The organism is Agrococcus sp. AC640b, assembly GCF_979255995.1.
The window spans coordinates 96,483-121,405 of record NZ_CEEDMM010000004.1 but is presented as its reverse complement, the minus strand read 5'-3'; the positions used below and the strand labels follow the sequence as shown (position 1 = coordinate 121,405).

23 protein-coding genes are annotated in these 24,923 nt (G+C 72.6%); 9 read left to right on the top strand and 14 right to left on the bottom strand.

Going from position 1 to position 24,923, the window contains the following annotated elements; genetic code table 11:
• The first annotated feature begins 48 nt into the window (after positions 1-48).
• Positions 49-1,026, top strand: coding sequence for an ABC transporter substrate-binding protein (locus tag ACZ6H8_RS02910; protein WP_464144252.1), 978 nt, complete (start codon positions 49-51; stop codon positions 1,024-1,026).
• On the top strand, positions 1,023-3,095 hold the full coding sequence (locus tag ACZ6H8_RS02905) for an iron ABC transporter permease (protein WP_464144250.1): 2,073 nt from the start codon (positions 1,023-1,025) through the stop codon (positions 3,093-3,095). Before ACZ6H8_RS02910 ends, ACZ6H8_RS02905 begins: the two co-directional genes overlap by 4 nt.
• 25 nt (positions 3,096-3,120) lie before the next feature.
• Here ACZ6H8_RS02905 and ACZ6H8_RS02900 read toward each other — a convergent pair whose 3' ends face one another.
• Complete coding sequence (locus ACZ6H8_RS02900) at positions 3,121-3,942, bottom strand: helix-turn-helix domain-containing protein (RefSeq protein ID WP_464144246.1); 822 nt, start codon at positions 3,940-3,942, stop codon at positions 3,121-3,123.
• Between the two features lie 48 nt (positions 3,943-3,990).
• Between ACZ6H8_RS02900 and ACZ6H8_RS02895 the strand changes: the two genes are divergently transcribed.
• Positions 3,991-4,395: a DUF6157 family protein gene (locus ACZ6H8_RS02895; protein WP_464144244.1), complete on the top strand. Its 405-nt coding sequence runs from the start codon at positions 3,991-3,993 to the stop codon at positions 4,393-4,395.
• Between the two features lie 30 nt (positions 4,396-4,425).
• Here the strand turns inward: ACZ6H8_RS02895 and ACZ6H8_RS02890 are convergent, their stop codons facing one another.
• Positions 4,426-6,465, bottom strand: coding sequence for a M3 family metallopeptidase (locus ACZ6H8_RS02890; protein ID WP_464144242.1), 2,040 nt, complete (start codon positions 6,463-6,465; stop codon positions 4,426-4,428).
• A gap of 24 nt (positions 6,466-6,489) precedes the next feature.
• On the opposite strand from ACZ6H8_RS02890, the gene ACZ6H8_RS02885 reads away from it, so the two are divergent.
• On the top strand, positions 6,490-7,314 hold the full coding sequence (locus ACZ6H8_RS02885) for a class I SAM-dependent methyltransferase (RefSeq protein ID WP_464144240.1): 825 nt from the start codon (positions 6,490-6,492) through the stop codon (positions 7,312-7,314).
• A gap of 46 nt (positions 7,315-7,360) precedes the next feature.
• Here the strand turns inward: ACZ6H8_RS02885 and ACZ6H8_RS02880 are convergent, their stop codons facing one another.
• From ACZ6H8_RS02880 to ACZ6H8_RS02860, 5 genes are all read right to left on the bottom strand, one after another.
• Positions 7,361-7,588, bottom strand: coding sequence for a hypothetical protein (locus ACZ6H8_RS02880; protein ID WP_464144239.1), 228 nt, complete (start codon positions 7,586-7,588; stop codon positions 7,361-7,363).
• Positions 7,585-10,152, bottom strand: a complete 2,568-nt coding sequence (gene valS / locus ACZ6H8_RS02875) for a valine--tRNA ligase (protein WP_464144237.1) — start codon at positions 10,150-10,152, stop codon at positions 7,585-7,587. Before valS ends, ACZ6H8_RS02880 begins: the two co-directional genes overlap by 4 nt.
• Positions 10,153-10,269: 117 nt before the next feature.
• The gene (locus ACZ6H8_RS02870; protein WP_464144234.1) at positions 10,270-10,482 is read right to left on the bottom strand and encodes a hypothetical protein; all 213 of its coding nucleotides are present in this window, start codon (positions 10,480-10,482) and stop codon (positions 10,270-10,272) included.
• Positions 10,483-10,532: 50 nt separating this feature from the next.
• Positions 10,533-11,240 carry a maleylpyruvate isomerase family mycothiol-dependent enzyme gene (locus ACZ6H8_RS02865; protein WP_464144232.1) on the bottom strand — a complete coding sequence of 236 codons (708 nt, stop codon included), beginning with the start codon at positions 11,238-11,240 and terminating at the stop codon, positions 10,533-10,535.
• Positions 11,241-11,311: 71 nt separating this feature from the next.
• A complete protein-coding gene (locus ACZ6H8_RS02860) occupies positions 11,312-12,643 on the bottom strand; it encodes an MFS transporter (protein WP_464144228.1) in 1,332 nt (443 codons plus the stop codon).
• 63 nt (positions 12,644-12,706) lie between these two features.
• Here ACZ6H8_RS02860 and ACZ6H8_RS02855 point away from each other — a divergent pair, with 63 nt between their 5' ends.
• Positions 12,707-13,249 (top strand): TetR/AcrR family transcriptional regulator, encoded by a 543-nt coding sequence (locus ACZ6H8_RS02855; RefSeq protein WP_464144225.1) that lies wholly within the window; start codon positions 12,707-12,709, stop codon positions 13,247-13,249.
• An 18-nt stretch (positions 13,250-13,267) separates the two neighbouring features.
• Here ACZ6H8_RS02855 and ACZ6H8_RS02850 read toward each other — a convergent pair whose 3' ends face one another.
• Both ACZ6H8_RS02850 and ACZ6H8_RS02845 read right to left on the bottom strand, forming a co-directional pair.
• Positions 13,268-14,113 (bottom strand): aminotransferase class IV, encoded by an 846-nt coding sequence (locus ACZ6H8_RS02850; protein ID WP_464144223.1) that lies wholly within the window; start codon positions 14,111-14,113, stop codon positions 13,268-13,270.
• 25 nt (positions 14,114-14,138) lie between these two features.
• Entirely contained in the window at positions 14,139-14,588 is a 450-nt protein-coding gene (locus ACZ6H8_RS02845) for a hypothetical protein (protein WP_464144221.1), read from the bottom strand.
• Positions 14,589-14,905: 317 nt separating this feature from the next.
• Here ACZ6H8_RS02845 and ileS point away from each other — a divergent pair, with 317 nt between their 5' ends.
• The 4 genes from ileS to ndk are packed head-to-tail and all read left to right on the top strand — an operon-like array spanning position 14,906 to position 20,560.
• The gene (ileS, locus tag ACZ6H8_RS02840) at positions 14,906-18,172 is read left to right on the top strand and encodes an isoleucine--tRNA ligase (protein WP_464144218.1); all 3,267 of its coding nucleotides are present in this window, start codon (positions 14,906-14,908) and stop codon (positions 18,170-18,172) included.
• Positions 18,169-19,797, top strand: coding sequence for a bifunctional folylpolyglutamate synthase/dihydrofolate synthase (locus tag ACZ6H8_RS02835; protein ID WP_464144216.1), 1,629 nt, complete (start codon positions 18,169-18,171; stop codon positions 19,795-19,797). Before ileS ends, ACZ6H8_RS02835 begins: the two co-directional genes overlap by 4 nt.
• The gene (locus ACZ6H8_RS02830; RefSeq protein ID WP_464144213.1) at positions 19,794-20,132 is read left to right on the top strand and encodes a DUF4233 domain-containing protein; all 339 of its coding nucleotides are present in this window, start codon (positions 19,794-19,796) and stop codon (positions 20,130-20,132) included. Before ACZ6H8_RS02835 ends, ACZ6H8_RS02830 begins: the two co-directional genes overlap by 4 nt.
• A 17-nt stretch (positions 20,133-20,149) precedes the next feature.
• A complete protein-coding gene (gene ndk / locus ACZ6H8_RS02825; protein WP_464144210.1) occupies positions 20,150-20,560 on the top strand; it encodes a nucleoside-diphosphate kinase in 411 nt (136 codons plus the stop codon).
• 90 nt (positions 20,561-20,650) lie between these two features.
• On the opposite strand, the gene ACZ6H8_RS02820 is transcribed toward ndk, so the two are convergent.
• Genes ACZ6H8_RS02820 through ACZ6H8_RS02800 form a run of 5 tightly spaced genes read right to left on the bottom strand, consistent with a single transcriptional unit; the run spans position 20,651 to position 24,828 of the window.
• A complete protein-coding gene (locus ACZ6H8_RS02820; protein ID WP_464144207.1) occupies positions 20,651-21,952 on the bottom strand; it encodes a flavin-containing monooxygenase in 1,302 nt (433 codons plus the stop codon).
• Positions 21,949-22,800 (bottom strand): aspartate/glutamate racemase family protein, encoded by an 852-nt coding sequence (locus ACZ6H8_RS02815; RefSeq protein ID WP_464144206.1) that lies wholly within the window; start codon positions 22,798-22,800, stop codon positions 21,949-21,951. Before ACZ6H8_RS02815 ends, ACZ6H8_RS02820 begins: the two co-directional genes overlap by 4 nt.
• Positions 22,797-23,441 (bottom strand): amino acid ABC transporter permease, encoded by a 645-nt coding sequence (locus tag ACZ6H8_RS02810; RefSeq protein WP_464144203.1) that lies wholly within the window; start codon positions 23,439-23,441, stop codon positions 22,797-22,799. Before ACZ6H8_RS02810 ends, ACZ6H8_RS02815 begins: the two co-directional genes overlap by 4 nt.
• Complete coding sequence (locus tag ACZ6H8_RS02805) at positions 23,441-24,082, bottom strand: amino acid ABC transporter permease (RefSeq protein WP_464144200.1); 642 nt, start codon at positions 24,080-24,082, stop codon at positions 23,441-23,443. Before ACZ6H8_RS02805 ends, ACZ6H8_RS02810 begins: the two co-directional genes overlap by 1 nt.
• Positions 24,082-24,828: an amino acid ABC transporter ATP-binding protein gene (locus tag ACZ6H8_RS02800; protein WP_464144285.1), complete on the bottom strand. Its 747-nt coding sequence runs from the start codon at positions 24,826-24,828 to the stop codon at positions 24,082-24,084. The genes ACZ6H8_RS02805 and ACZ6H8_RS02800 overlap by 1 nt, the downstream gene beginning before the upstream one ends.
• Positions 24,829-24,923 lie beyond the last annotated feature (95 nt).

Below are 24,923 nucleotides of genomic sequence, written 5' to 3'. Positions count from 1 at the left end.
GTCACCGAGGGGCGCGCATCTCGGCGCGCCCGAAGAGAGGAACGCTCCATGCGTCGAACCCTTGCCGTCGCGGCCATCGCGACCGCTGCCGCCGTCGCCCTCGCGGGCTGCGGCACCACCGAGGCACCCGAGGAGGAGACCACCTCGTCGTCCGGCGAGTCGATCACCGTCACCGACGCGCGCGGCGAGGAGGTCACGATCGACGGTGGCGTCGAGAGCGTCGTCGCCCTGGAGTGGGTCGTCGTCGAGCACGTGCAGACGGTGGGCCTCGAGCTGGCAGGCGTCGCCGACGTCGAGGGCTACGAGGACTGGTCGGGGCTCGCAGCCCCGCTCGAGGGTGAGCCCGTCGACGTGGGCACGCGCGGCGAGCCCAGCATCGACGCGATCGCCGAGATCGCACCCGACCTCATCATCGGCGTCGCAGGCGGCACCGAGGAGCAGTACGAGCAGCTCGAGGCGATCGCGCCCGTCGTCGTCCTCGAGGGGGCCAACGCGTCCGCTCCCGTCGACACCATGCTGTCCGACCTGCGCCTCGTCGGCGAGGCGACGGGCCGTGAGGACGCCGCCGAGACGGCGATCGGCGAGTTCGAGACGCACCTCGACGAGCTGACGGCCACCGTCGAGGACGCTGGCCTCGCCGGGCTGCCGATCGGCCACCTCGACGGCTACGAGAACGGCGGCCAGATCGAGATCCGCACCTACGAGAGCGGCTCGCTGCTCGCGGGCGCCTTCGAGCGCATCGGCTTCACGAACGCCTTCACGGGCGAGGGCGACCCCGCGTACGGCCTCGGCACGACCGACGTCGAGGGGCTGACCGACCTGCCGGACGACGCGCACCTCGTGTACCTCACGGTCGGCGACGACGACGTCTTCGCCAACCAGCTGCAGTCGAACGCGATCTACACGGGTCTCGCAGCGGTGCAGGAGGGTCACGTGACGCGACTGTCGGACGGCATCTGGCTCTTCGGCGGCGTCGACTCGGTGTCGATGTACCTCGACGAGCTCGTCGAGGCAGTCCAGGCATGACCGTCGCGACCGCGGGCACCTCGACGCCGACCCCCACGCGCCGCATCGGCGCGGGCGTCGTCGTGCTCGCGGTCGCACTCGTCGCGCTCCTCGTGCCGCTGTCGATCTGGCATCTGGCGCAGGGCACCACGACGCTGGGCCTCGGCGACGTCGTCGCGTGGGCCCTCGGCGACGCCAGGTACGACGCGATCCTGCAGGACGGCCGCGTGCCGCGCCTCGCCGCCGCGCTCGTGGTCGGCGTGGCGCTCGGCGTCGCCGGCTACGCGATGCAGTCCCTCGTGCGCAACCCGCTCGCGTCGCCGGACACGCTCGCCGTGAACGGCGGCGCGGCCGCGGCGCTGGGCCTGTCGGCCGCGTTCGGCATCACGCTGCCCTTCCTCGGAGGTGCCGCCCTGGCGTTCGCAGGCGGCATCGCCGCGGCCGCCCTCGTCGTCGCGATCGGCCGTGGCAAGGGCCAGTCGACGCGCATGATCCTCGTCGGCACCGCGCTGTCGCTCGCGCTCACGAGCGTCGTCACCGTCACGATCCTGCTCGCCGACCAGCAGACCCGCGGGCTGTTCGCGTGGGGCGTCGGCAGGCTGTCGCAGAACGGCATCGGCACCGTCGCGCAGGCGTTGCCGATCGTGGTCGTGAGCATCGTCGTGCTGCTCGTGCTCTCGCGCAGGCTCGACCTCTTCGCGCTCGGCGAGGAGACGGCGTCGCTGCTGGGCGTCGGCGTGCGCTCGCTGCGGCTGGTCACGCTCATCGCCTCGGTGCTGCTGGCGGCGAGCGCCGTCGCGATCGCCGGCCCCATCGGGTTCGTCGGCCTCGCGGCCCCCGCTGCGATCCGACTCGCGGCCTCGCGCATCCCCGGACTCCACCGCCATGTCGTCGCGCTGCCCGTCGCGGGCCTCGCGGGCGCGGCGCTCGTGCTCGTCGCCGACGTGCTGCTGCGCGCGGTGCTGCAGGGCACCGCGTCGCTCGACGTGCCCACCGGCGTCGTGACGAGCATCGTCGGCGCCGTGTTCCTCGTCGTCCTCGCGCGCACCCTGCCCGGCGCGAACCAGGCGGAGCCGATGTCGGCGCTCGGCGACCGATCCACGTTCCGCAGGGCGTGGATCCCCATCGCCGTCGCTGCGGCGGTCGTGCTGGGCGTCGTGCTGACGGCGCTGCTCGTGGGAGGTCGCCCGATGCTGCTTGGCGACGTCGTCAACTGGCTCCAGGGTCAGGCTGGCAGGCAGGTGACGATCGCGCTCGACGCGGGGGCGCCGCGCGTCGTCGCCGGCGTGCTCGCAGGCGCCGCGCTCGCGCTCGCAGGGTCGCTCGTGCAGACCGTCGCACGCAACCCGCTCGCCGACCCGTACCTGCTGGGCGTCGCGAACGGCGCCGGCTTCGGTGCCATCAGCGTCATCACGCTCGCCTCCGGCGCCTCCGGCTGGCTCATCGCAGGCGGTGCGCTCGCAGGCGGCGTCGTCGCGGCGGGCGTCGTGCTCGCGGTCGTCGGCTGGAGGATGCTCGGCACGTTGCGGCTCGTGCTCACCGGCATCGGGGTGAGCGCGGCGTTCGGCGCGCTCACGAGCATGCTCATCACGACGACCGATCCGTGGAACGCGGCGAAGGCCATCACGTGGCTCGGTGGCAGCACCTACGGGCGCGGCTTCGACGACTCGCTGCCCGTCGCGATCGCGATCGTGGTGTGCGGCGTCATCGCGTGGAGCATGCGCCACGATCTCGACCTCGTGCAGCTCGATCAGGACACCCCGCGCCTGCTGGGCGTGCGCCTGTCGCACGTGCAGCTGCTCGCGCTCGTGCTCGCCGTGCTCCTCACGGGCACGGCCGTCGCCGCCGTCGGCGTCGTCGCGTTCGTCGGGCTCATCGCGCCGCACGCGGCGCGTGCGCTCGTCGGCTCCGCGCACCACCGCTTCGTGCCGCTCGCGATCCTGCTCGGCGCCGCCCTCGTCGGCACCGCCGACCTGCTCGGCCGCCGCCTCATCTTCCCCGAGCAGCTGCCGGCGGGCGTCATGACGTCGCTCGTGGGCGTGCCCTACTTCATCCTGCTCGTGCTGCAGTCGCGGCGCCGCGCCCGCTAGCGGCGCGGCCCGCCAGCGGCGGCCATCACGTCGGCGCGTCGCCCGCGAGCGAGCGCAGCGAGCGGATGTACGCGGCCGGCGTCACGCCGGCGACGGTGCGCAGGTCGTTCGTGAGGTGGGCCTGGTCGACGTAGCCGAGCTCGGCGGCGACGACGACGGGCGTCCCGCCTGGCTGTGCGAGCAGCCGCGCCGCCTCCTGCAGCCGCACGCGGCGCGCGATGGCCTTCGGCCCCATGCCGAGCGTCGCGCGCAGCGCACGTTGCACCGTGCGATCGCTCGCATGCGCGACGGCGTCGGACGACCGGGCCCGCACCTGCTGAGACATCGCCTCGACGGCGACGTTCGCGAGCAGACCCTGTCGCGTGGTGGGACGCTCGGCGAGGGCAGCAAGCAGCGTCGCGTCGGCGAGGCGCAGACGATCCTCGAGCGTCGCAGCCTGCGCGATCGTCGACGCGATGGCGTGCAGCCTCGCGTCCTCGCCGTCGATGGGACGGGTGCCCGGCGCGCCGACGGGCGCGTCGGAGACGACGGCGAGCCCTGCAGGGCGCAGCCGGATGCCGAGCACGTCACCGGTGCCGCGGATCGTCCGCGTCCATGCGCGGGGGCCCGGCGTCGTGCGCACGAGCGGCCAGGGCACGTCGCCCGCCTCGATCGACAGCGTGATGGCCGGCGCCTCGATGACGCGCTGCGCGATCCGCTCGTCGCCGAGCGACCACGACACGTGCCAGTACGTCTCGACGACGTCGACGAGGTCGGGATGCGGCGCATGCCAGGTCGCGGAGAACCGGGCGAGGTTCGCGGGCTCGAGCACGCCCGAGCGCTCGTCGGGTGCGATGGGCTGGGCCATGACGGGATTCTGCAAGACGCCGTCGCCGACGCGCTGCAGACTGGCGGCATGAGCACGAACTACCGGGGCGCCTTCATCGAGGTGGCGCCCGACTCGACCGCACGCACGGCCGAGGCGCCGCCGCAGCGGGCCACGCCGAGCGTCGCCGAGCTGCAGCACGGGCTGCTGCGCGAGCGACCGTACGCTCTCACGTCCGACGAGCTGCTGTTCGAGGTGCATGCGATCCGCGCCGGCATCGCCGACGGGGACCGCGATGCGGCCCGCGCGGCATTCCTCGCGAAGGATCAGGCGTGCCTTCGCGCGTCGCCGCTCGGCAAGCGCTACGGCTGGGGCGCGCACCACGACGCCGAGGGGCGCGTCGCGCTCGTCGGCATCGGCACGCCCGAGTACGCGCGGCTCGCCGCCGACCCCGACCTGGAGCACCGGCAGGCGATGCGCTCGTCGCGCGGCTGAGCCGCGCGACGAGCGCTCGTCACCTGCCGCTCACTCCAGGCCGCGGCGACGCAGCAGCGGCGCGAGCTCCGCGTCGCGGCCGCGGAAGTCGCGGTACGCCTCGAGCGGGTCCTTCGAGCCGCCCACGCCCAGCAGTCGCTCGCGGAAGCGCTGGCCGGACTCGCGCGTCGCGCCGTGCTCCTGGAACCACTGCACGGTGTCGGCGTCGAGCACCTCCGACCAGATGTACGAGTAGTACGCCGCCGAGTAGCCGCCCGAGAAGACGTGCTGGAAGTAGCCGGACGAGTACCGCGTCGGCACGGTCTCGAGCAGCAGACCCACGCGCTCGAGCGCCGCACGCTCGAACGCCGCGACGTCGTCGACCGTCTCGCCAGGCGCGAGCGTGTGCCATGCCTGGTCGAGCAGCGCGGCCGCGAGGTATTCGCTCGTGCCGTGGCCCTGGTCGAACGTCTCGGTCGCACGGATGCGCTCGAGCACGTCGGCGGGGATGGGCTCGTCCGTCTCGACGTGCCGCGCGTAGCCCTCGACGATGCCGGGCCACAGCATCCACATCTCGTTGACCTGGCTGGGGAACTCGACGAAGTCGCGCGGCACGTTCGTGCCCGCGACGCTCGGGTAGCCGACGATCGCGAACAGCCCGTGGAGGGCGTGGCCGAACTCGTGGAAGAGCGTGTTCGTCTCGTCGAACGTGAGCAGCGCGGGGGAGCCGGCGGGAGGCTTGGGCACGTTGAGGTTGTTCATGACGACCGTCGGCTGGTCGAGCAGGCGGTTCTGCGAGATGAGCGGGTTCATCCACGCGCCGCCGCGCTTCGAGTCGCGCGTGTAGAGGTCGAGCAGGTACAGGCCGACCTCGCTGCCGTCGGCGTCGTGCACCTCGAAGACGCGCACGTCCGGGTGGTAGCCGTGCAGGTCGTCGCGCTCGGTGAACGTCACGCCGTAGATCTGCGTCGCAGCCGCGAAGACGCCGTCCTGCAGCACCCGCTCGGCGGCGAAGTACGGCTTGAGCGCCTGCGTGTCGACGTCGTAGCGGGCGGTGCGCAGCCGCTCGGTCCAGAACGCCCAGTCCCATGCGGCGAGCTCGTAGCCCTCGCCGGCCTCGTCGACGAGCGCCTGCAGGTCGGCAGCCTCGGCCGCCGCGTTGCGGGCCGCAGCGGGGGCGAGCCGCGACAGCATGGCGTCGACCGCCTCCGGGGTCTTCGCCGTCGCGTCGGCCGTCACGACGTGCGCGTGCGTCGGGAAGCCGAGCAGCGCGGCACGCTCGGCACGCAGCGCGACGATCTCGAGGATGACGGCGCGGTTGTCGTTCGCGTTGCCGCGCGTGCCGCGCGCGAGCGACGCCTCCATGACCCGCTGGCGCAGCGCGCGATTCGTGAGCTGCGCGAGCCACGGGTGGCCGGAGAACAGCGGGAGGGTGATGAGGTGCTTGCCGTCGAGGCCGCGGTCGCTCGCCGCCTGCGCCGCCGACGCGATGTCGCTCGCGGAGAGCCCGTCGAGCTCCTCGGCCGTGTCGACGATGACGGCGAGGTCGTTCGTGTCGGCCTGCAGCTGCTGGTCGAACGTCGTGGTGAGCGTCGCGAGGCGCTGGTTCAGCGCCTTGAGCCTCGTCGTGCTCGCCTCGTCGAGCGCAGCGCCCGCGAGGGTCATGCGCAGGTGCCACTGCTCGACGACCCACGTCTGCTCCGGCGTCCACGACGCGTCCGGGTGCTCGTGCAGGTGCGCGATGCGCGCGTAGAGCGCGGGGTCGAGCTCGATGGCGTCGGAGTGCGCTGCCCAGCGAGGCGCGATCTCGGCCTCGAGCTCGTCGAGGAACGGCGTGGTGTCCGACGACGACAGCGCGAAGAACACGTGCCCGACGCGGCTCAGGATGCCGCCGGACGCCTCGAGCGGGGCGATGGTGTCGTCGAAGGTGGGCGTGCCAGGCTGCGCCGTGATCGCCGTGATCGCCGCGATCTCCTCGAGCTGCTGCGCGAACCCCGCGTCGAACGCCGGCCGGTAGTGCTCGTCGCGGATGTCCGCGAACGGCGGCAGCTGGTAGGGCAGGGGAGAGGGCTCGAGGAAGGGGTTCTGCATGGCAGCCAGCCTAGGTGCGCGGCGATGCGCGGCCTGGCTAGGCTCATCGTCGTGTCGAACGCCGTCTACAGCCACGGGCACCACGAGTCCGTGACGCGTGCGCACGCGGCGCGCACCGTCGAGAACTCCGCCGCGTACCTCGTGCCGCACCTCGAGCGAGGGCAGCGCATCCTCGACGTGGGCTGCGGACCCGGCTCGATCACGATCGACTTCGCGCGACGCGTCGGCGACGGCGAGGTCGTCGGCATCGACGCGAGCGCGGAGGTCGTCGCCCAGGCCCGGGCGCTCGCGGCGTCGTCGGGCGTGGCCAACGTGCGCTTCGAGGTCGGCGATGCGTACGCGATCGACGCGGCCGACGACGCCTTCGACGTCGTGCACGCCCATCAGGTGCTGCAGCATCTCGGCGACCCCGTCGCTGCGCTCGTGGAGTGGCGGCGCGTCTCGCGCGGCGTCGTGGCGGCGCGCGACGTCGTCTACTCGGCCACGGCCATCCACCCTGCCTCGCCAGGGCTGCTGGCGTGGCGCCGCATCGTCGTCGCGTTGCAGGACGCCAACGGCGGCGAGGCGGATGCGGGCTCGCATCTCAAGGCGTGGGCGCGCGCGGCGGGCTTCGCCGAGATCGCGACCGACGTCGAGACGTGGTGCTTCGAGTCCGACGGCGCGCGTGCGTGGTGGGGGCACCAGTGGGCCGAGCGGGCGATCGCGTCGAGCTTCTCGACGGGCACCGAGGCGCACGGCCTCGCGACCCACGCGGATCGCGAGGCGATCGCGGCCGCGTGGAACGACTGGGCAGCGGATCCCGACGGGTGGATGTCGATGATCCACGGCTGGATCGTCGCGCGCGCCTGACGATCCCGCGCGCCTCGCGTGCGCACGTGCCCGGCGACGCCTCGGGTCAGTCGCGCTCGACGAGCACGCCGTCGCCGGCGAGCGTGATGCGCGTGCCGTCGTCGCACTCGACGATGGGAGCGCCCTCGAGGTAGGTGAGCGTCCACCCCCAGCCGGAGGTGTCGGCGCCGAGGTCGACGAGCGCACGCTCCTCGGCACCGATCGCCTCGCGCACGACCGGCGGCAGCGATGCGGGTGCGTCGCCGCCGACCGGCCAGCGCGAGCCGATGTTCACGACGTCGATCCGCTCTCGGGTGCGAGCTCGATCGAGCGCACCTCGAGCGCGTCGCCCGCGACGAGCTCGAGCCGCTCGATGCGGCCGACGTCGGCGAGGTCGCGCGCAGCCTGCTCGAGCAGGCCGAGCTGCGACGACGGCGCCGCGAGCACCGCGTGCGTCACGGGGGTGCGCTGGCTGGCCTTCGCATCCGACTTCGCGCGGCGGATGCCGATGAGGGCCTCGGAGACGGCGGGCAGCAGGCCCGTCGTGCCCGCGCTCGTCGGCAGGTCGTGGCGCGTCGGCCATGCAGCGGTGTGGATCGAGTCGTCGTGCGTCCACGACCACACCTCCTCCGTCGCGAACGGCAGCACGGGGGCGAGCAGTCGCAGCAGCACGTCGATCGCGGCGTGCAGCGCACCGATCGCCGACGCACGGCCGATCTCGTCGCCCTGGTACGCGCGCTGCTTCACGACCTCGAGGTAGTCGTCGCAGAACGTCCAGAAGAACGTCTCGGTGAGCTCGAGCGCCCGCGCGTGGTCGTAGCGCTCGAGCGCCGCCGTCGCCTGGTCGACGACCTGCCCGAGCTCGGCGAGCATGTCGATGTCGATCGGGTTCGCGATCTCGCCGGCCTCGCCCTCCATCTGGTAGACGAAGCGCGCCGCGTTGAGCACCTTCATCGCCAGGCGGCGGCCGATCTTGATCATCTTCGGGTTCTGCGGGTCGAGGGTCGCGTCGACGCCGAGGCGAGACGACAGCGCCCAGTAGCGCACGCCGTCGGCGCCGTGCTCCTCGAGCATGCCGAGCGGCGTGACGACGTTGCCCTTCGACTTCGACATCTTCTTGCGATCGGGGTCGAGGATCCACCCCGAGATCGCCGTGTGACGCCACGGCGCCCTGCCACCCTCGAACAGCGCGCGCAGCGCGGTCGAGAACAGCCAGGTGCGGATGATGTCCTGCCCCTGCGGGCGCAGGTCGAACGGCGCGACGAGGTCCCAGAGCTCGTCGTCGACGCCGCCCCAGCCGCCCGCGAGCTGCGGCGTCAGCGACGACGTCGCCCACGTGTCCATGATGTCGACCTCGCCGACGAAGCCGCCTGCCTGGCCGCGCTGCGAGGCGTCGAACCCGTCGGGCACGTCGGTCGAGGGGTCGACGGGCAGCTGCGAGGGATTCGGCAGCAGCACGTCGTCGAAGCGCGTCTCGCCGTCCTCGCCGACGCGGTACCAGACAGGGATGGGCACGCCGAAGAAGCGCTGGCGCGAGATGAGCCAGTCGCCCGCGAGTCCCTGCACCCAGTTCTCGAAGCGCACGCGCATGTGGTCGGGGTGCCACTCGATGCCGCGGCCGAGCTCGAGCAGCCGCTCGCGCAGCTCGGCGTCGCGGCCGCCGTTGCGGATGTACCACTGGCGGGTCGTGACGATCTCGAGCGGCTTGTCGCCCTTCTCGTAGAACTTCACGGGATGCGTGATGCGGCGCGGCTCGCCCACGGTCCGGCCGGCGGCGGCGAGGGCGGCGACGAGCGTCTCCTTCGCGGTGAACACCGTCTTGCCTGCGAGCTCGGCGTAGAGCGCGAGCCCCGCCTCGGACTCGATCGCGGCGGGCGCGTCCGGCAGGAATCGGCCGTCGAAGCCGATGACGGCGCGCGCGGGCAGATCGAGCTCGCGCCACCAGACGACGTCGGTCATGTCACCGAACGTGCACACCATCGCCACGCCCGTGCCCTTGTCGGGCTGCGCGAGGTGGTGCGCGACGAAGGGCACCTCGACGTCGAAGATCGGCGTGCGCACCGTGGTGCCGAACAGGTGCTGGTAGCGCTCGTCGTCGGGGTGCGCGACGACGGCGACGCACGCCGGCAGCAGCTCGGGCCGCGTCGTGTCGATGCGCAGGTCGCCGTCGCCGCTCGTGAACAGCAGCGTGTGGAACGTGCCCGGCTGCTCGCGGTCCTCGAGCTCGGCCTGCGCGACGGCGGAGCGGAACGTCACGTCCCACAGCGTCGGGGCGTCCGACTGGTACGCCTCGCCGCGCTCGAGGTTGCGCAGGAACGCGCGCTGGCTCGTGGCGCGGGCGTGGTCCGAGATCGTGCGGTACGTCTGCGACCAGTCGACCGACAGGCCGAGCGTGCGCCACAGCTCCTCGAACTTGCGCTCGTCCTCCTCGGTGAGGCGCTCGCACAGCTCGATGAAGTTCTGCCGCGACACCGGCACCTGCTGGGCCTTCGCCGGCGCGTCGCCGTCGAACGGCGGCGTGAACTCGGCGTCGTACGCGAGCGTCGGGTCGACGCGCACGCCGTAGTAGTTCTGCACGCGACGCTCGGTGGGCAGGCCGTTGTCGTCCCAGCCCATCGGGTAGAAGACGGTGCGGCCGCGCATGCGCTGGAAGCGCGCGATGACGTCGGTGTGGGAGTACGAGAAGACGTGCCCGACGTGGAGCGATCCGGAGGCGGTAGGCGGCGGCGTGTCGATCGAGTAGATCGTGTCGCGGCTCTGGCCCGTGCGGTCGAACCGGTACGTGCCCTCCTGCTCCCAGCGGGCGTCCCACTTGGTCTCGAGTCCCTCGAGGGCGGGCTTCTCCGGCATGGCGCTCATGGCGTCCCCTTCTCGCTCTGCGCGGCATCGTGTCCGTGGATGCCTGGTTGTGCGCTCGAGTCTATCGAGCCGCCATGGATGTCCCGGCCGCGTCGCTCGGGCGCGTCGCGGAGCGGATCAGTCGTCGGTCGCGTCTGGCGCGGGCTTCGTGGTCGGGTAGCGCCGCTCGCGGCTGGGCTTCACGAGCATCAGGAACGCGAGCACGAGCGCGCCGATCGACAGCATGAGCAGGATGTCGCGCGCGAGCATGTGCGTCATCGTGATGCCGACGAGCCCCAGCACGGCGGCGACGGCCACGAGGATCCACGTTGCCATGGGGATGCGGCGCATGCTCCGAGCGTAGCCGCGCGCTGCAGCGTCGAGCCGCGGGCGCGTCGAGATCAGGGCGCGAGCGGCAGTGCGAGCACGCGGCGGCCCGCGTCGACGTCGCCGCCCCACCGCAGACGGGGATCGTCGGCTGGGATGCGGTGCCACAGCGCCAGCGCGAGCGCATCGGGGTCGGCCTCGAGCGTCGCGTCGGCGCGGCGCCCGAGCAGCCAGGACATGCCGTCGCTGCGCAGCGCGAGGCCCCCGTCGGGCTCGACGACGCGGCCGAGCCGCAGCTGCCTGGGCCACATGGTGCCGACGATCTCGTCGACCCCGTCGGCGGCGAGGGTCGGCTCGAGCGCGGGAGCGTCGCCGAGCGCCGCGCTCGCGTCCCACGCGTGGATCGCGTGCTCGTGCGCCTGCCTGCGGATCCAGAACCCGACGGTGCGCGGCGGCGCCATCGTCCAGGCAGGCGTCGCGGCGTCGACGGCGAGCGCCTCGAGCAGCTGCTGCGCCGAGTCGGCGAGCCATGCCGCGAGGTCGTCGTCCGCGGGGGCGGCATGGCTCCTGGCATCGCCGTCCCCGTCGGCGAGCGCGTGCAGCACCCATCGCTCGATCGCTCCGACGTGGGCGACGAGGTCGCGCAGGCGCCAGCCGGGGCAGGAGGGCACGACGGCGTCCCACGCAGTCTCGGCGTCGGCGCGGCGCGCGAGCGCGACCGTCGCGCGCACCTCCCGGGCGAGGTGGGCGCGCAGCACGTGCGCGTCGAGCGGGGTCACCACGGTCCGATCGTGCCATGCGCGGCCGCGGGCCGCGAGACCGCGATCACGCGACGTCGCGGCCCGCGCGCGTCCTACGCGCTGACGGACTCCCGCACGGGTTCCGCCTGCGCGGCGTCCGCATCCTCGTCGCCGAGCCTGCGCATGCGCTGCGCGGCGAGGGCGCCGACGAGCGTGAGGGCCGACAGCGTCGCGAGCACGATGCCCGGGTGCCACCAGGCGCCGCCGGTGACGACGCCGAGCTCGGCGGTGAGGTACGGGATGAAGCCCGAGACGACCGCGGCGATCGCGTACGCGACCGACAGCGCCGAGTACGCGTGCCTGCCGCGGAAGAGCTCCTGCATCGTGCCGCCGAGCGCCGCCCACGACGCCGTCGGCAGGATGCCACCCACGACCATGAGCACCACGAGCACCGTGAAGGTCGCCGAGCCCAGCAGCCAGTAGATGGGGAAGGCGATGAGCAGCGTGCCGACGGCGCCGATCGCGACGACCTTCGCCGATCCGATGCGCGTCGCGAGCCACCCGAAGGTCGGCACGGTCACGAGCTGCAGGAGCCCGCCGATCGTCGCGGCCGCGAGCAGCTGCATCTCGTCGAAGCCGAGCTGCGCGACGCCGTAGCCCATCGTGTACGTGTTCATGAGCGAGTAGGAGCCGATGCCGAGCAGCGCGACGAGGATCGCGACGCCGAACGCCGCGGGCTGCGAGCGGATCGCCTCGACCACGGGCATGCGCACGCGCTGCCCCTTCGAGGCCAGCTCGCGGAACACGGGCGTCTCGTCGATCGACCACCGCAGGTAGAGCGAGACGGCGATGAGGGGGATCGCGAGCAGGAACGGCACGCGCCAGCCCCACGCGACCATCGCCTCCGGGCCGATGCCGAAGAACGTCAGCAGCATGAGGCCGCCGGCGGCGACGGAGCCGATGGGGGAGCCCAGCTGCGGCAGCGACGCGAAGAACGGTCGCGTGCGCGCGTCGGCGTGCTCGGTGGCGAGCAGCACGGCGCCGCCCCACTCGCCGCCGAGCGAGAGGCCCTGGGCGATGCGCAGGACGACGAGCGCGACGGCGCCGAAGGCGACCCAGCCCTCGCCGGTGGGCAGGAGGCCGACGAGGCCCGTCGCGACGCCCATGAGCGTGATGGTGATGAGCAGGGTGCGGCGACGGCCGATGCGGTCGCCGAGGTGGCCGAAGACCACGGCGCCGATCGGTCGCACGACGAAGGCGATGCCGATGGTCGCGAACGATGCGAGCAGACCGCCGCTCGTGCCGAGCGAGTCGAAGAAGAACGGCGCCGCGAAGAACGCGGCGAAGTACGAGTAGGCGTAGAAGTCGTACGACTCGAGCGCGGTCCCGACGGTCGCGGCTGCGGCGACGCGTCGGGGGCTCGAGGTGCGCGAGGTGCTGCTCACGGATGCTCCAGGAATCATGGACGGAGTCCAGGAACGGCCTGGTCCTCGGCATACTGTAGTCCCATGGCACCAGGCGTCCGCGGCAGACCCCGTTCCACGTCGGTCTCGGACCTCGAGGAGGCCGCCGTGGAGCTGTTCCTCGAGCAGGGCTACGAGTCGACGTCGATCGACGACATCGCGCGCAGGGCCGGCATCTCGCGCAGCGCGTTCTTCGGCTACGTCGGTGCGAAGTCCGACCTGCTGTGGCACGACGTCGACCAGGTGCTTGGCCGCGTGCGGCTCGTCGACGGCATGGATCGCAGCGGCGTCGCCGGTGCGATCGCGGTCGCGCTGGAGCCCTGGGGCGACCGGGTGCCGTGGATGCTGCGCGAGACCGCGATCATGGGCACCGACGTCGTGCTGCGGCAGTCGGCGATCGAGCGCCTCGAGCCGCTCGTGGCGGATGCGGAGCGCGCGCTGCGCGCCATCGAGGGCAGGGCGGCGCTGCACGTCGCCGCCGCGCTCGTCACCGCCGCGGCCACCGCGGTGGTGGAGTGGAGTCGCGCCGGCAGGGCTCGCGGCGGCGCCGACGAGGCCGTGCGCTCGGCGGCGCAGGCGATCGGGTGACGATGGCGGCCCGACCGCTCACACGTCGAGCGCGCGGAAGAGCGCGTCGTGCAGCGGCGAGGCCGGGTAGGGCTCGCCGTCGATCGCGACGATCGCCGCGGCGAGCCTGCCGGAGGAGATGAGCCAGCCGCCTCGGGCGCGGGCGAGGTCGTCGCGCGTGAGCGGCGCATGCCGCACCACGAGCCCGTTGGCGGGTGCGGCACGCTCGAGCTGCTCGAGCGTGACGGACGCGAGGATGCCGTCCTGCTCGGGCGTGCGCAGCTCGCCGTCGACGTCGAGCACGAGCGTCGACGTGGGGCCCTCGAGCAGCCTGCCCGACGGCGCGACGAAGAGCACGTCGTCGGCATCGTGCTGCTGCGCGTATCGCTTGGCCGCCATGTTGATCGAGTACGACAGGCTCTTCGCGCCCGGCAGCAGCCACGGCATCGTGGCGATGGCCTCGCCGTCGAAGACGCGGTCGAGCAGCAGCACGCGGACGCCGGATGCCCGCTCCGCGACGACCGATGCCGACAGCGCCTGCAGCAGCACGTACGCCGTGGGCTCCGCACCACCACCGCCCTCCGGTCCGCGGGTGAGCACGAGGCGCGCGACGGCCTCGGGCTGCGCCTCCCAGTCCCATGCGGCGACGAGCGCGTCGATGGCGCGCCGGTAGCCTGCGCGGTCGGGCTCCGGCAGGGCGAGGATCGCGGCGGAGCGCGCGAGCCGGTCGAGGTGCGCCTCGGTGTCGCGCAGCACGCCGCGGCGCACGAGGGTTGCGTCGAAGACGCCGTCGCCGCGCACGACGCCGAGGTCGTCGGCTCGGATCACGGGGGTCGCGACGTCGACGATCGAGCCGTCGAGCATCGCGAGCAGGGGAGCGGTCATGCTCCTCAGGCTACGACTCCAGCGGTCACTGGGCCGCGCAGTACTCCTGCAAGGCGAGCACGGCGGGCTCGACGTCGGTCGCCGCCTGCTGGAGCGCGTCGACGGCGCCCTGGGTGTCGCCCTGCGAGATGGCGGCCTGCGCCTCCTCGACCGCCGTGGTCGCCACGCTCGTGATGGCGTCGACGTGGCCGGCGAGCTCGGGATCGGTCACCTGGTCGCCCAGCGTCGTGACGCGGTCGACGATGCCGGGCACGGCGGCGAGGGCACCGAGCGGGTCGGTGCTGAACCGCGTCGCGAGGGACGAGACGTCGGCGGTGAGCTGCTGCGCCTCGGCGAGCACCTGGTCGCATTGCGACGCGGTCGAGGCCTCTGCGGTCGGCGTGGGCGACGGCGACGCGTCGGGCTGCCCTCCCGAGCATGCGGTGAGCATCGCGATCGCCGCGAGGGCGAGGGGGAGTCCGGTGCGGATGCGCATGGTCGCCAGGATATGCGGCGTTCCCATGGTGCGCCTGTGTCCGGCCCCTCCGCATCGCTCGTGGCGACGTCCGCCGCCAGCGAGCGCGGGCGGCACCGAGACGGCGTACGATGGAGGCACAGACGTCGATCCGGCCATCACCGGGGAGTCCTCGGCAGAACGGCCGCCGAACCGTCAGGTGCGGAGGCCAAGTAGATCCGAGCGGGTCCGGCCCGTCATCGCCGACGAACGAGCGGCAGGCCCTTCGGGGACTGCAAGCCGGGTGGTACCGCGCGAGAGCGTCCCGGCTCCGAGAGCAGCAGCTACAAGGAGCACAGGTGGACGCGCAGCGTTACCCCAGGCACGGCGGCACCGTCGTGCCCAACCCCTCGTTCCCCGCCATCGAGGAGGGCATCCTCGCGTTCTGGAAGGGCGACGACACCTTCCAGGCGTCGATCGACGCCCGCGACGGCTGCGACGAGTGGGTCTTCTACGACGGCCCGCCGTTCGCGAACGGCCTGCCGCACTACGGCCACCTCCTCACCGGCTACGCCAAGGACGTCTTCCCGCGCTTCCAGACGATGCGCGGCAAGCAGGTGCAGCGCCGCTTCGGATGGGACACGCACGGCCTGCCGGCCGAGCTCGAGGCGATGAAGCAGCTCGGCATCACCGAGAAGGCGCAGATCGAGGCGATGGGCGTCGACGTCTTCAACGCGAAGGCGCGCGAGTCGGTGCTCGAGTACACGCGCGAGTGGCAGGACTACGTCACGCGCCAGGCGCGCTGGGTCGACTTCGAGCACGACTACAAGACGCTCGACGTCGGATACATGGAGAGCGTCATCTGGGCGTTCTCCGAGCTGCATCGCAAGGGCCTCGCATACGAGGGCTACCGGGTGCTGCCGTACTGCTGGCGCGACGAGACGCCGCTGTCGGCGCACGAGCTGCGCATGGACGACGACGTCTACCAGGAGCGCCAGGACCCGTCGGTGACGGTGACGTTCCCGCTCGTCGGCGATGCGGCGGAGGCCGTGGGCCTCGCGGGCGTGCGCATGCTGGCGTGGACGACGACGCCGTGGACCCTGCCGACGAACCTGGCGCTCGCGGTCGGCCCCGAGATCCCGTACGTCGTCGTCGCAGCGGGACCGGCGGGCGCTGCGGACGGCGGCGTCGCAGGCGAGACGCGCTACCTGCTCGCCGCAGACACCGTCGCCGCCCACGCCAAGGTGCTCGGCTACGACGAGGGCGCCCCCGAGGTGCTCGCGACGCACGCGGGCGCCGACCTCGCGCAGCTCGCGTACGTGCGGCTCTTCGACGACTTCGCCGACGCCGACGAGTGGGGGACGGGCGCCGCATGGCACGTGCTCGTCGACGACTACGTCGCGACCGGCGAGGGCACGGGCATCGTGCATCAGGCGCCCGCGTACGGCGAGGACGACCAGCGCGTCGCGACCGCAGCCGGCATCCCGACGATCCTGTCGGTCGACGACGGGGGTCGCTTCCTGCAGCTGTTCGCAGGCGGGGAGCTCGCCGCCATCGCAGGCGTGCAGGTCTTCGAGGCCAACCGCACGATCATCCGGGCGCTGCAGGCGAAGGGCAGGCTGCTGCGCGAGGCGTCGTACCTGCACCCGTACCCGCACTGCTGGCGCTGCCGCAACCCGCTCATCTACAAGGCGGTGTCGAGCTGGTTCGTGCGCGTCACCCAGATCAAGGACGACCTGCTCGCCGCGAACGAGGGCATCAACTGGGTGCCCGAGAACGTCAAGCACGGCCAGTTCGGCAAGTGGCTCGAGGGCGCACGCGACTGGTCGATCAGCCGCAACCGGTACTGGGGCAGCCCGATCCCGGTGTGGAAGAGCGACGACCCGAACCACCCGCGCGTCGACGTGTACGGCTCGCTCGACGAGCTCGAGCGCGACTTCGGCGTGCGTCCCACCGACCTGCACAGGCCGTACATCGACGAGCTCACGAGGCCGAACCCCGACGACCCCACCGGCCGCTCGACGATGCGACGCATCCCGGACGTGCTCGACGTCTGGTTCGACTCCGGCTCGATGCCGTTCGCCCAGGTGCACTACCCCTTCGAGCAGCAGGAGTGGTTCGACACCCACAGCCCGGCCGACTACATCGTCGAGTACATCGGGCAGACGCGCGGCTGGTTCTACGTGCTGCACGTGCTGTCGGTGGCCCTGTTCGGTCGCGCCGCGTTCCGCAACGTCATCAGCCACGGCATCATCCTCGGCGACGACGGCTTCAAGGCGTCGAAGTCGAGGCGCAACTACCCCGACGTCAACGAGTCGTTCGACGCGTACGGGTCGGACGCCGTCCGATGGAACCTGCTGCAGGGCTCGATCCTGCGCGGCGGCAACTTCGTCGTCGCCGAGGAGGGCATCCGCGAGGCGCTGCGGCAGTTCCACCTGCCGTTGTGGTCGACGTGGTACTTCCTGTCGACGTACGCGAACCGCGCACGCGGCGGGCGGCCGTACGTCGCGACGCCGCGCGCCGACTCGACCGACGTGCTCGACCGCTACATCCTCGCGAAGCTGCGCGAGACCGTGACGGCCGTGACGGCGGCGATGGATGCGCTGGATGCGACCGGGGCGACCGTCGCGCTGCGCGACTTCACCGACACCCTCACCAACTGGTACGTGCGTCGCTCGCGCGACCGCTTCTGGGCTGGCGTGGGCGAGGACGGCTCGGGCACGGAGGCGTTCGACACGCTCGCGCTCGTCCTCGAGACCGTCGCGACGATCGCGGCGCCACTGGCGCCGCTCGTGACGGAGGAGATCTGGCGCGGACTCACCGGCGGCCGATCCGTGCACCTGCTCGACTGGCCGGACCCCTCCGCGCTGCCTGCCGACGACGCGCTCGTGGCGCAGATGGACGAGGTGCGCGCCGTCGTGAACGCGTTGCACGGCCTGCGCAAGCGCGACGGCAACCGCGTGCGCCAGCCGCTGCGGGAGGCGACGATCACGAGCCGCGTCGACCTGACGCCGTTCGCCGAGCTCATCGCCGACGAGGTCAACGTCAAGCACGTCGTCGTCGTGCCCGTCGCGGCCGGCGAGGGACTGCCAGGGCTCGTGCAGTCGGCGCAGATCGTCTCCAAGGTCGCAGCCCCGCGACTCAAGGGCGACTTCCGGCGTGTCTTCGAGGCGATCCGTCGCGGCGAGTGGCAGCTCGACGGCGACCGCCTCGTCGTCGACGGCACGGCGCTCGAGCCCGGCGAGTTCACGTTGCTCGACGAGCCGGCCGAGTCGCGCTACGACGGCGCGAGCACGGCGCTGCTCGCCGACACGTTCGTCGAGCTCGACCCGGTGGCGACCGACGCCCTGCGCGCAGAGGGCCTCGCACGCGACGCCGTGCGCGCCATCCAGGACGCGCGCAAGCAGGCGGGGCTCGACGTCTCCGACCGCATCGCGCTCGTGCTGGGCTCCGACGCGCACGGCGCGGCGGCGCTCGAGGCGCACCGCGACCTCGTCGCGCGCGAGACGCTCGCGACGACCCTCACGATCGAGCGCGTCGACGACAGCGCAGGCGAGGCCGCGGACGCGGTCGACGTGCGCGTCGGCGACGGCTCGCCGCTCACGATCCGACTGGAGCGCGCATGACCGACAGCAACGACCCCACCGGGCAGGGCCCAGGCGCCCAGCACCCGGACCCCAGCCGCCGCGACCCGAACGATCCGGAGGCGGTCGCTCGCAACGCCGATGGCGACGCGCTCAACGCGTGGGACGAGGCGTACGAGGAGGAGGTCGACGCCGACGGCGACGGCCTCGACCTCGAGGCGCTCGAGGCCGACGGCGCCGCGCGCGTGGCGCTGCCGGATCCCTCCGACCCCGACGACGACGTCGACGAGGACGACGTCGACGCCCTGATCCTCGACTCCCTCGAGGACCGCGAGGCCGCCGACGCCGCGTACGCGCAGCTGCTGGAGCGCGCAGGCGAGACGGCCGTCGAGCCGCGCCTGGCGGCCACGGCGCGCGCCGTGGAGCTGCTGGGCGACCCGCAGCGCTCCTACGGCGTCGTGCACGTCACCGGCACGAACGGCAAGGGATCGACGGCGCGCATCGCCGAGAGCCTCCTGCGCGCCCACGGGCTGCGCACGGGCCTGCTCACGAGCCCGCACCTCGTGCGCGTCACCGAGCGCATCCTCGTCGACGGCGCCCCGGTGTCGGATGCGATCTTCGCGCGCGTGTGGGAGGAGATCTCGCCGTTCCTCGACCTCGTCGACGGCGAGCTCGTCGCCCGGGGCGAGCGTCGCATGACGTTCTTCGAGGCCATCACGGTGCTCGCGTACGCGATCTTCGCCGACGCGCCCGTGGAGGTCGCGGTCGTGGAGGTCGGCATGGGCGGCACGTGGGACTCCACGAACGTCGCGGACGGCGACGTCGCGGTGCTCACGCCCATCGCGCTCGATCACACGAACCGGCTCGGCACGACCGTCGAGGCGATCGCACGCGAGAAGGCGGGGATCGTCAAGCCGAACGCGATCGTCGTGACCGCAGAGCAGGATCCGGCGGCCCTCGCGGTCGTCGAGGAGCGCGCGGCCGAGGTCGGCGCAGCCCGCGTGCTGCTCGAGGGGCGCGACTTCGAGCGTGAGAGCACGCTCGCCGTCGGCGGTCAGCTGCTGACGGTGCGCGGCCTCGCGGCTGCCTACGAGGACCAGCCGCTGCCGCTGCTGGGGAGGCATCAGGGGCAGAACGCGGCCCTCGCGATCGTCGCGGTCGAGGCGTTCCTCGGCGGCGGCACGCGCCCCATCGAGCAGGAGGTGCTCTCCGCGGCGCTCGCGGGCGTCACCTCGCCCGGCCGTCTCGAGGTCGTCGGCACCGACCCGTCGGTGGTCGTCGACGCCGCGCACAACCCGCACGGCGCGCAGTCGCTCGCGACCGCGCTGCAGGAGGTGTTCGCGTTCGAGCACGTGCAGCTCGTGCTCGGCATGGTCGATGGCAAGGACGCCGCAGGCGTGCTGCGCATCCTCGAGCCGCACGTCGAGGAGGTCGTCGTCACGCAGTCCGACTCGGAGCGCGCCATGCCGGTCGACGACCTCGCACGCGTCGCCGTCGAGGTGCTGGGCGCCGAGCGCGTCACGGTCGAGCCCGTGCTCGAGCGCGCCGTCGAGGTCGCGCGCGAGCAGGCGGAGGATCGTGGCGGCGCCGTCGTCGTCACGGGATCGATCACGCTGCTGGGCGCGGTGCAGGCGAAGGCGGTCGCCGAGCGTTGGATGCGCAGGTGAGCGCCGCGCCGCGCCGCGAGCGGGGACTGCTCGAGAAGCTGCTCACGATCGTGCACGGCCTCGAGGTCGTCGCGCTCGCGTTCGGTGCGCTCGCCGTCTGGGGCGTGACGCGCGACTGGCCGGCGCCCGCCGCGTTCGGCGCCGTCGCCGTCGTGCTCATCCTGAGCCTCAAGCTGCTGCGCCTCTCGTGGGGGTGGGTGGCGAGCCTCGCCGCGCAGGTGCTCTTCGCGAGCCTCGCGTTCATCGAGCCCGTCATGATCGGCGTCGCCCTGGCGTTCATCGCGATGTGGATATATTGCTTCGTGCGCGCTCGCCAGATCGGGCGTGCGCAGTGACCTTGGGAAGGGACCCGATGCAGCACACCCTCGTCCTCGTGAAGCCCGACGGCGTCGCCCGCGGGCTGACCGGCCAGATCCTCAGCCGGATCGAGGCGAAGGGCTACGTCATCGAGGACCTCCGCCTCGTGCACGCCGAGCGTGCGCTGCTCGAGGAGCACTACGCGGAGCACCAGGGCAAGCCGTTCTTCGAGCCGCTCGTGGAGTTCATGCTCTCCGGCCCGACGGTGGCGGTGCGCCTCGCCGGCGATCGCGTCATCGAGGGCTTCCGCTCGCTCGCGGGCACGACCGACCCCACGACGGCTGCGCCGGGCACGATCCGCGGCGACCTCGGTCGCGACTGGGGCCTGAAGGTGCAGCAGAACCTCGTGCACGGCTCGGACTCCGAGGAGTCGGCGGCGCGCGAGCTCGCGCTCTGGTTCGCCTGACGGCTCCGCGCTCGACGCGCACCGCGACGAACGCCCCGGGCATCGAGCCCGGGCGTTCGTGCGTGGTGGGATCGTGCGTGGCGCCGCGGGTCAGGCGTCCGTCCCGGCGCCCGCGAGCGATGCGTGGCGCGATGCGGCGAACGCGTCGAGGAGCCGCTCGGTGTCGGCGAGCTGCTCGTTCCACACCGCGCGCACGATGTCGATGCGGTCGTCCGCCTGCTGCAGCGACTCGAGGTAGGCGCCGACGCCGGCGCAGCCCGTCGGATCCTGCTCGTCCAGGGCGATCATGCGCAGCACGACCTTCGACTGCACGCCGTAGACGGGGATCTGCGGCCCGCGCGGCGCCGACAGCCCGACGTAGTACAGCCGCTCCAGCCCCTTCGGCACGATGCCGGCGGCGGTGCGCAGCGGCACGCCGTGGCTGCGCGGCACGAGCGCGTCGTCGAGGAAGGGCAGCGATGCGTGGAAGCCCGTCGCCCACAGGATGGTGTCGTAGACGCGCTCGGTCCCGTCGGCGAAGCGCACCGTGCGTCCCTCGATCGCGTCGATGCCGGGCACGACCCGCACGCGTCCGTGCTGGATCCAGTAGGGCAGCAGCGAGTTCACGACGGTGCGGCCCTCGGCGAGCGTGCGATGCCGTGGCGTCGGCAGGCCGTAGTCGCTCGGCTCGCCGATCGAGACGCGCGCGAGGAGGCGTGCGATGAGGTCCTGCTCCACGGCCGAGAACTCGCCCATCCACGCCACCTCCTGCCTGGGCACGCCGAAGTACGCCTTCGGCTGGAAGAACGTGCCCTCGCGCACGACGATGTCGACGTCGTAGCGGTGCTGCGCCGCGTCGACGGCGAGGTCGCAGCCGGAGTTGCCCGCACCCACCACGAGCACGCGGTCGCCGACGATGTCGTCGGTGCTGCGGTAGGAGCCCGAGTGCAGCTGCGTGCCCGTGAAGGCGTCGGCGATCGCGGGACGGCGCTGATCCCAGAGGTGCCCGTTGGCCACCACGACGCCGTCGTACGTCAGGCGCTCGCCGTCGTCGAGGGTCACGGTCCAGCCGGCCGAGCCGACGCGGCCGTCGGTCGCGAGGGGCTCGACGGCGACCACGGTCGTGCCGAACCGGACCTGGTCGAGCAGCCCGCGATGCTCGGCGAAGGCGACGAGGTAGTCGCGCACCTGGTCGCGGCGAGGGAACGGCGGGTAGTGCTTGGGCATCGGGAAGCCCTCGAACCCCGTCATGTCGCGCGACGTGATGAGGTGCAGCGCCTCGTAGTCGGTGTGCCAGTGCCCACCGACGCGGTCGGTGCGCTCGAAGCAGTCGACGTCGTGCCCCGCCGTGCGGAGCGCGTCGAACGCGGAGATGCCGGCAGCGCCGGCGCCGATGACGGCGTACCTGGTCATGCTGTGGGGGTCCCTTCGGTGGTGGATGCTGCCACGCGGGCGTCGAGCAGCGCTGCGACCTGCCGCAGACGGTCCGCTCGTCGGCCCATCGGTCGCACGAGGCCGCGCGGCGTGGGCGCGATGCCGGCGGCTGCGAGGTCCATGAGGTGGATGGCGTGCTCGAGCGCGATGCGGTTGCAGTCGAGCACGGGCACGTCGGGGTGGCCGAGCACGGCGCGGTAGCCGTGCGCGGAGAACAGGGGTGCGAGGTAGCCGCAGCCGACGACGATCGCGTCGGCGCCGTCGTCGACCGCGCCCCGCGCGACGCGGTCGAAGCGATCGACGAGCGATGCGGGGTCGGCGATGGCGCGCACGACGTCGTCGTGCGTCGACTCGGGGTCGTAGGCGCGCACGGGCGCGTGCTGCAGGAATCCGCTCGCGCCGGACGCGACGAGGTCATCGGTGAGGATCGGAGCGAGCGACGGCGCGACCGTCACGACGACCGCGCGCCTGGCGAGGCTGCCGACGACGCGTGCGGACGCATCCGGCAGCGTCGTGGCAGGCACCTGCACCGCGCTGCGCACCGCAGTCGTCGGCGATCCCCAGCATCCGACGACGAGCGCATCCGACGTCGCCTCGGCGGCGAGGGCCGCCGCGAGGATGCCGGCGTCGCTCAGCAGCCGGTTCCCAGGGGTGCGGATGCCGCCTGCGTCGACCGCCACGTGCTGAAGCCGGGTCCGCACGCGACCGGCGGCGTCGTGCTGGAGGCGGTCGCCGAGCAGCCTCCACAGCGGCGCGAGCGCCGGATCGCCGTGCGTCGCCTCGACCCACGTGACGACGCGGTCGCCGCCAGCGCGCACGGCGCTCACGCCGCGCCTCGCGCGAGCCGGCGCTCGACGAGCACCGACAGCCACGTCGCGGGCACGGCGATCGCCGCGTACGTCAGGCCCGTGACGGCATAGACGACGAGGTACTGGAACGTGATCGTCGACACCTGGTACGCCTGGCTCATGAGCTCGTTGACGGAGATCGAGTAGGCGAGCGACGTTGCCTGGAACGACATGATCGCGAGCCCCATGAGCGCGGGCACCGACGAGCGCAGCCCCTGCGGGAGGATCACCTGCAGGAAGGTCGGCGTGCGCGACAGTCCGAGCGCCGCCGATGCCTCGGTCTGGCCGCGCGGCACCGACTGGATGCCCGCACGGATCATCTCCGACGAGTAGGCGCCCGCTGTGAACGTCAGCGCCGCGACGGCCGCCCAGAAGCTCTCGAACAGCAGTCCGAGCGACGGCAGCCCGAAGTAGACGATGTAGAGCACGACGAGGGCGGGGATGCCACGGCCGACCTCGACGACGACGAGCGCCGGCCAGCGGATCCACGGACGCAGCGATGAGACGCCGAGCGCGAACAGGAGCCCGATGGCGTAGCCCATCACGACGGACAGCACCGTCAGCTGCAGGCTGACGAGGAGGCCCTGGCCGAGCCGGGGGAGGTAGTCGACGAGGTCCATCACAGCCCCTTCCGCATGCGGGTGTCGAGTCGCCTCGCGACGATCGCGAGCGGCACGCTGATCGCGAAGTAGATCGCTGCGGCGATGAAGAAGGGCAGGATGCCAGCGGTCGTGGGGTTCTGGCGCGAGAACATCGTCGCGGCCGAGACCATGTCGGCGACGCCGATCGTCGACGCGATCGACGAGTCCTTCACGAGCGACAGCAGGAAGGTCGCGATCGACGGCAGCGCCGTGCGGAACGCCTGCGGCACGAGCACATGCACGAACGTCGTCGCGGGAGCGAGGCCGAGCGCTGCGGCGGCCTCGTGCTGGCCGCGAGGCAGCGTCGCGAAGCCGCCGCGGTAGATCTCGGCGAGGTAGGCGCTCGAGATGATGCCGAGCCCGAGCACGGCCGCGGTGAGCGAGTCGAGGCGCACGGCGCCGAACGACACGCCGAAGTACAGCAGGAACAGCCAGACGATGGGTGGCACGCCGCGGACGACGTCGACGAGCACGCGCGCTGCGAGCCGCAACGGCGCGACGCGCGAGCGCAGCGCGAGCATGAGGGGGATGCCGCCGACGATGCCGATGCCGAACGACAGCACCGTGACGAGGATCGTCATGGGCAGGCCGAGGAGCACGGCGACGAGCGCGTCGCCCATCAGCGCTCCAGCACCGCGTTGAGGAAGCGCCGCGTGCGCTCCTCGCGAGGGTCGGCCATGATCGTGCGCGGATCGCCCTCCTCGATGATGTGCCCGTCCGCCATGACGACGAGGTGGTCGCCCACGTCGCGGGCGAACTGCATCTCGTGGGTGACGACGATCATCGTCATGCCCGCGTCGGCGAGCTCGCGCATGACGGCGAGCACCTCGACGCCGACCTCGGGGTCGAGGGCGCTCGTGGGCTCGTCGAACAGCATGACCCGCGGGTTGAGTGCGAGGGCGCGGGCGATGGCGATGCGCTGCTGTTGACCACCCGAGCACTGGGCGGGATGCTGGTCGGCCTTGTCCGCGAGGCCGACGCGGCCCAGCAGCGTGCGTGCGCGCTCCTCCGCCTCCTTGGTCGAGCGGCCGAGCACGCGCTCCTGCGGGAAGGCGACGTTGCGCAGCACCGTGAAGTGCGGGAAAAGGTTGAACGACTGGAAGACCATGCCGACCTGTCGCCGGAGGGCCAGCAGGTCGCGGTCGCGCACGCGCGTGCCGGCCTCGATGGTCTGCGTGCCGACGGTCACGCTGCCGCCGTCGGGCGTCTCGAGCAAGTTGACGCATCGCAGCAGCGTGCTCTTTCCGGAGCCGGACGGTCCGATGAGCGCCGTGACGCTGCCGGGCTCGACCGTCATCGAGATGCCGTCGAGCACGAGGTTCGAGCCGAAGCTCTTGCGCAGGTCGCGGATCTCGACGCCCGCCATCGCGAGCTCGTTCGTCCGGGTGATCAGGGGATCGGGCACGGTGGCCTCCTCGTCGGCGGGTCGGACGGTGGGTGGACGGTGGGTGGGGCGCCGAC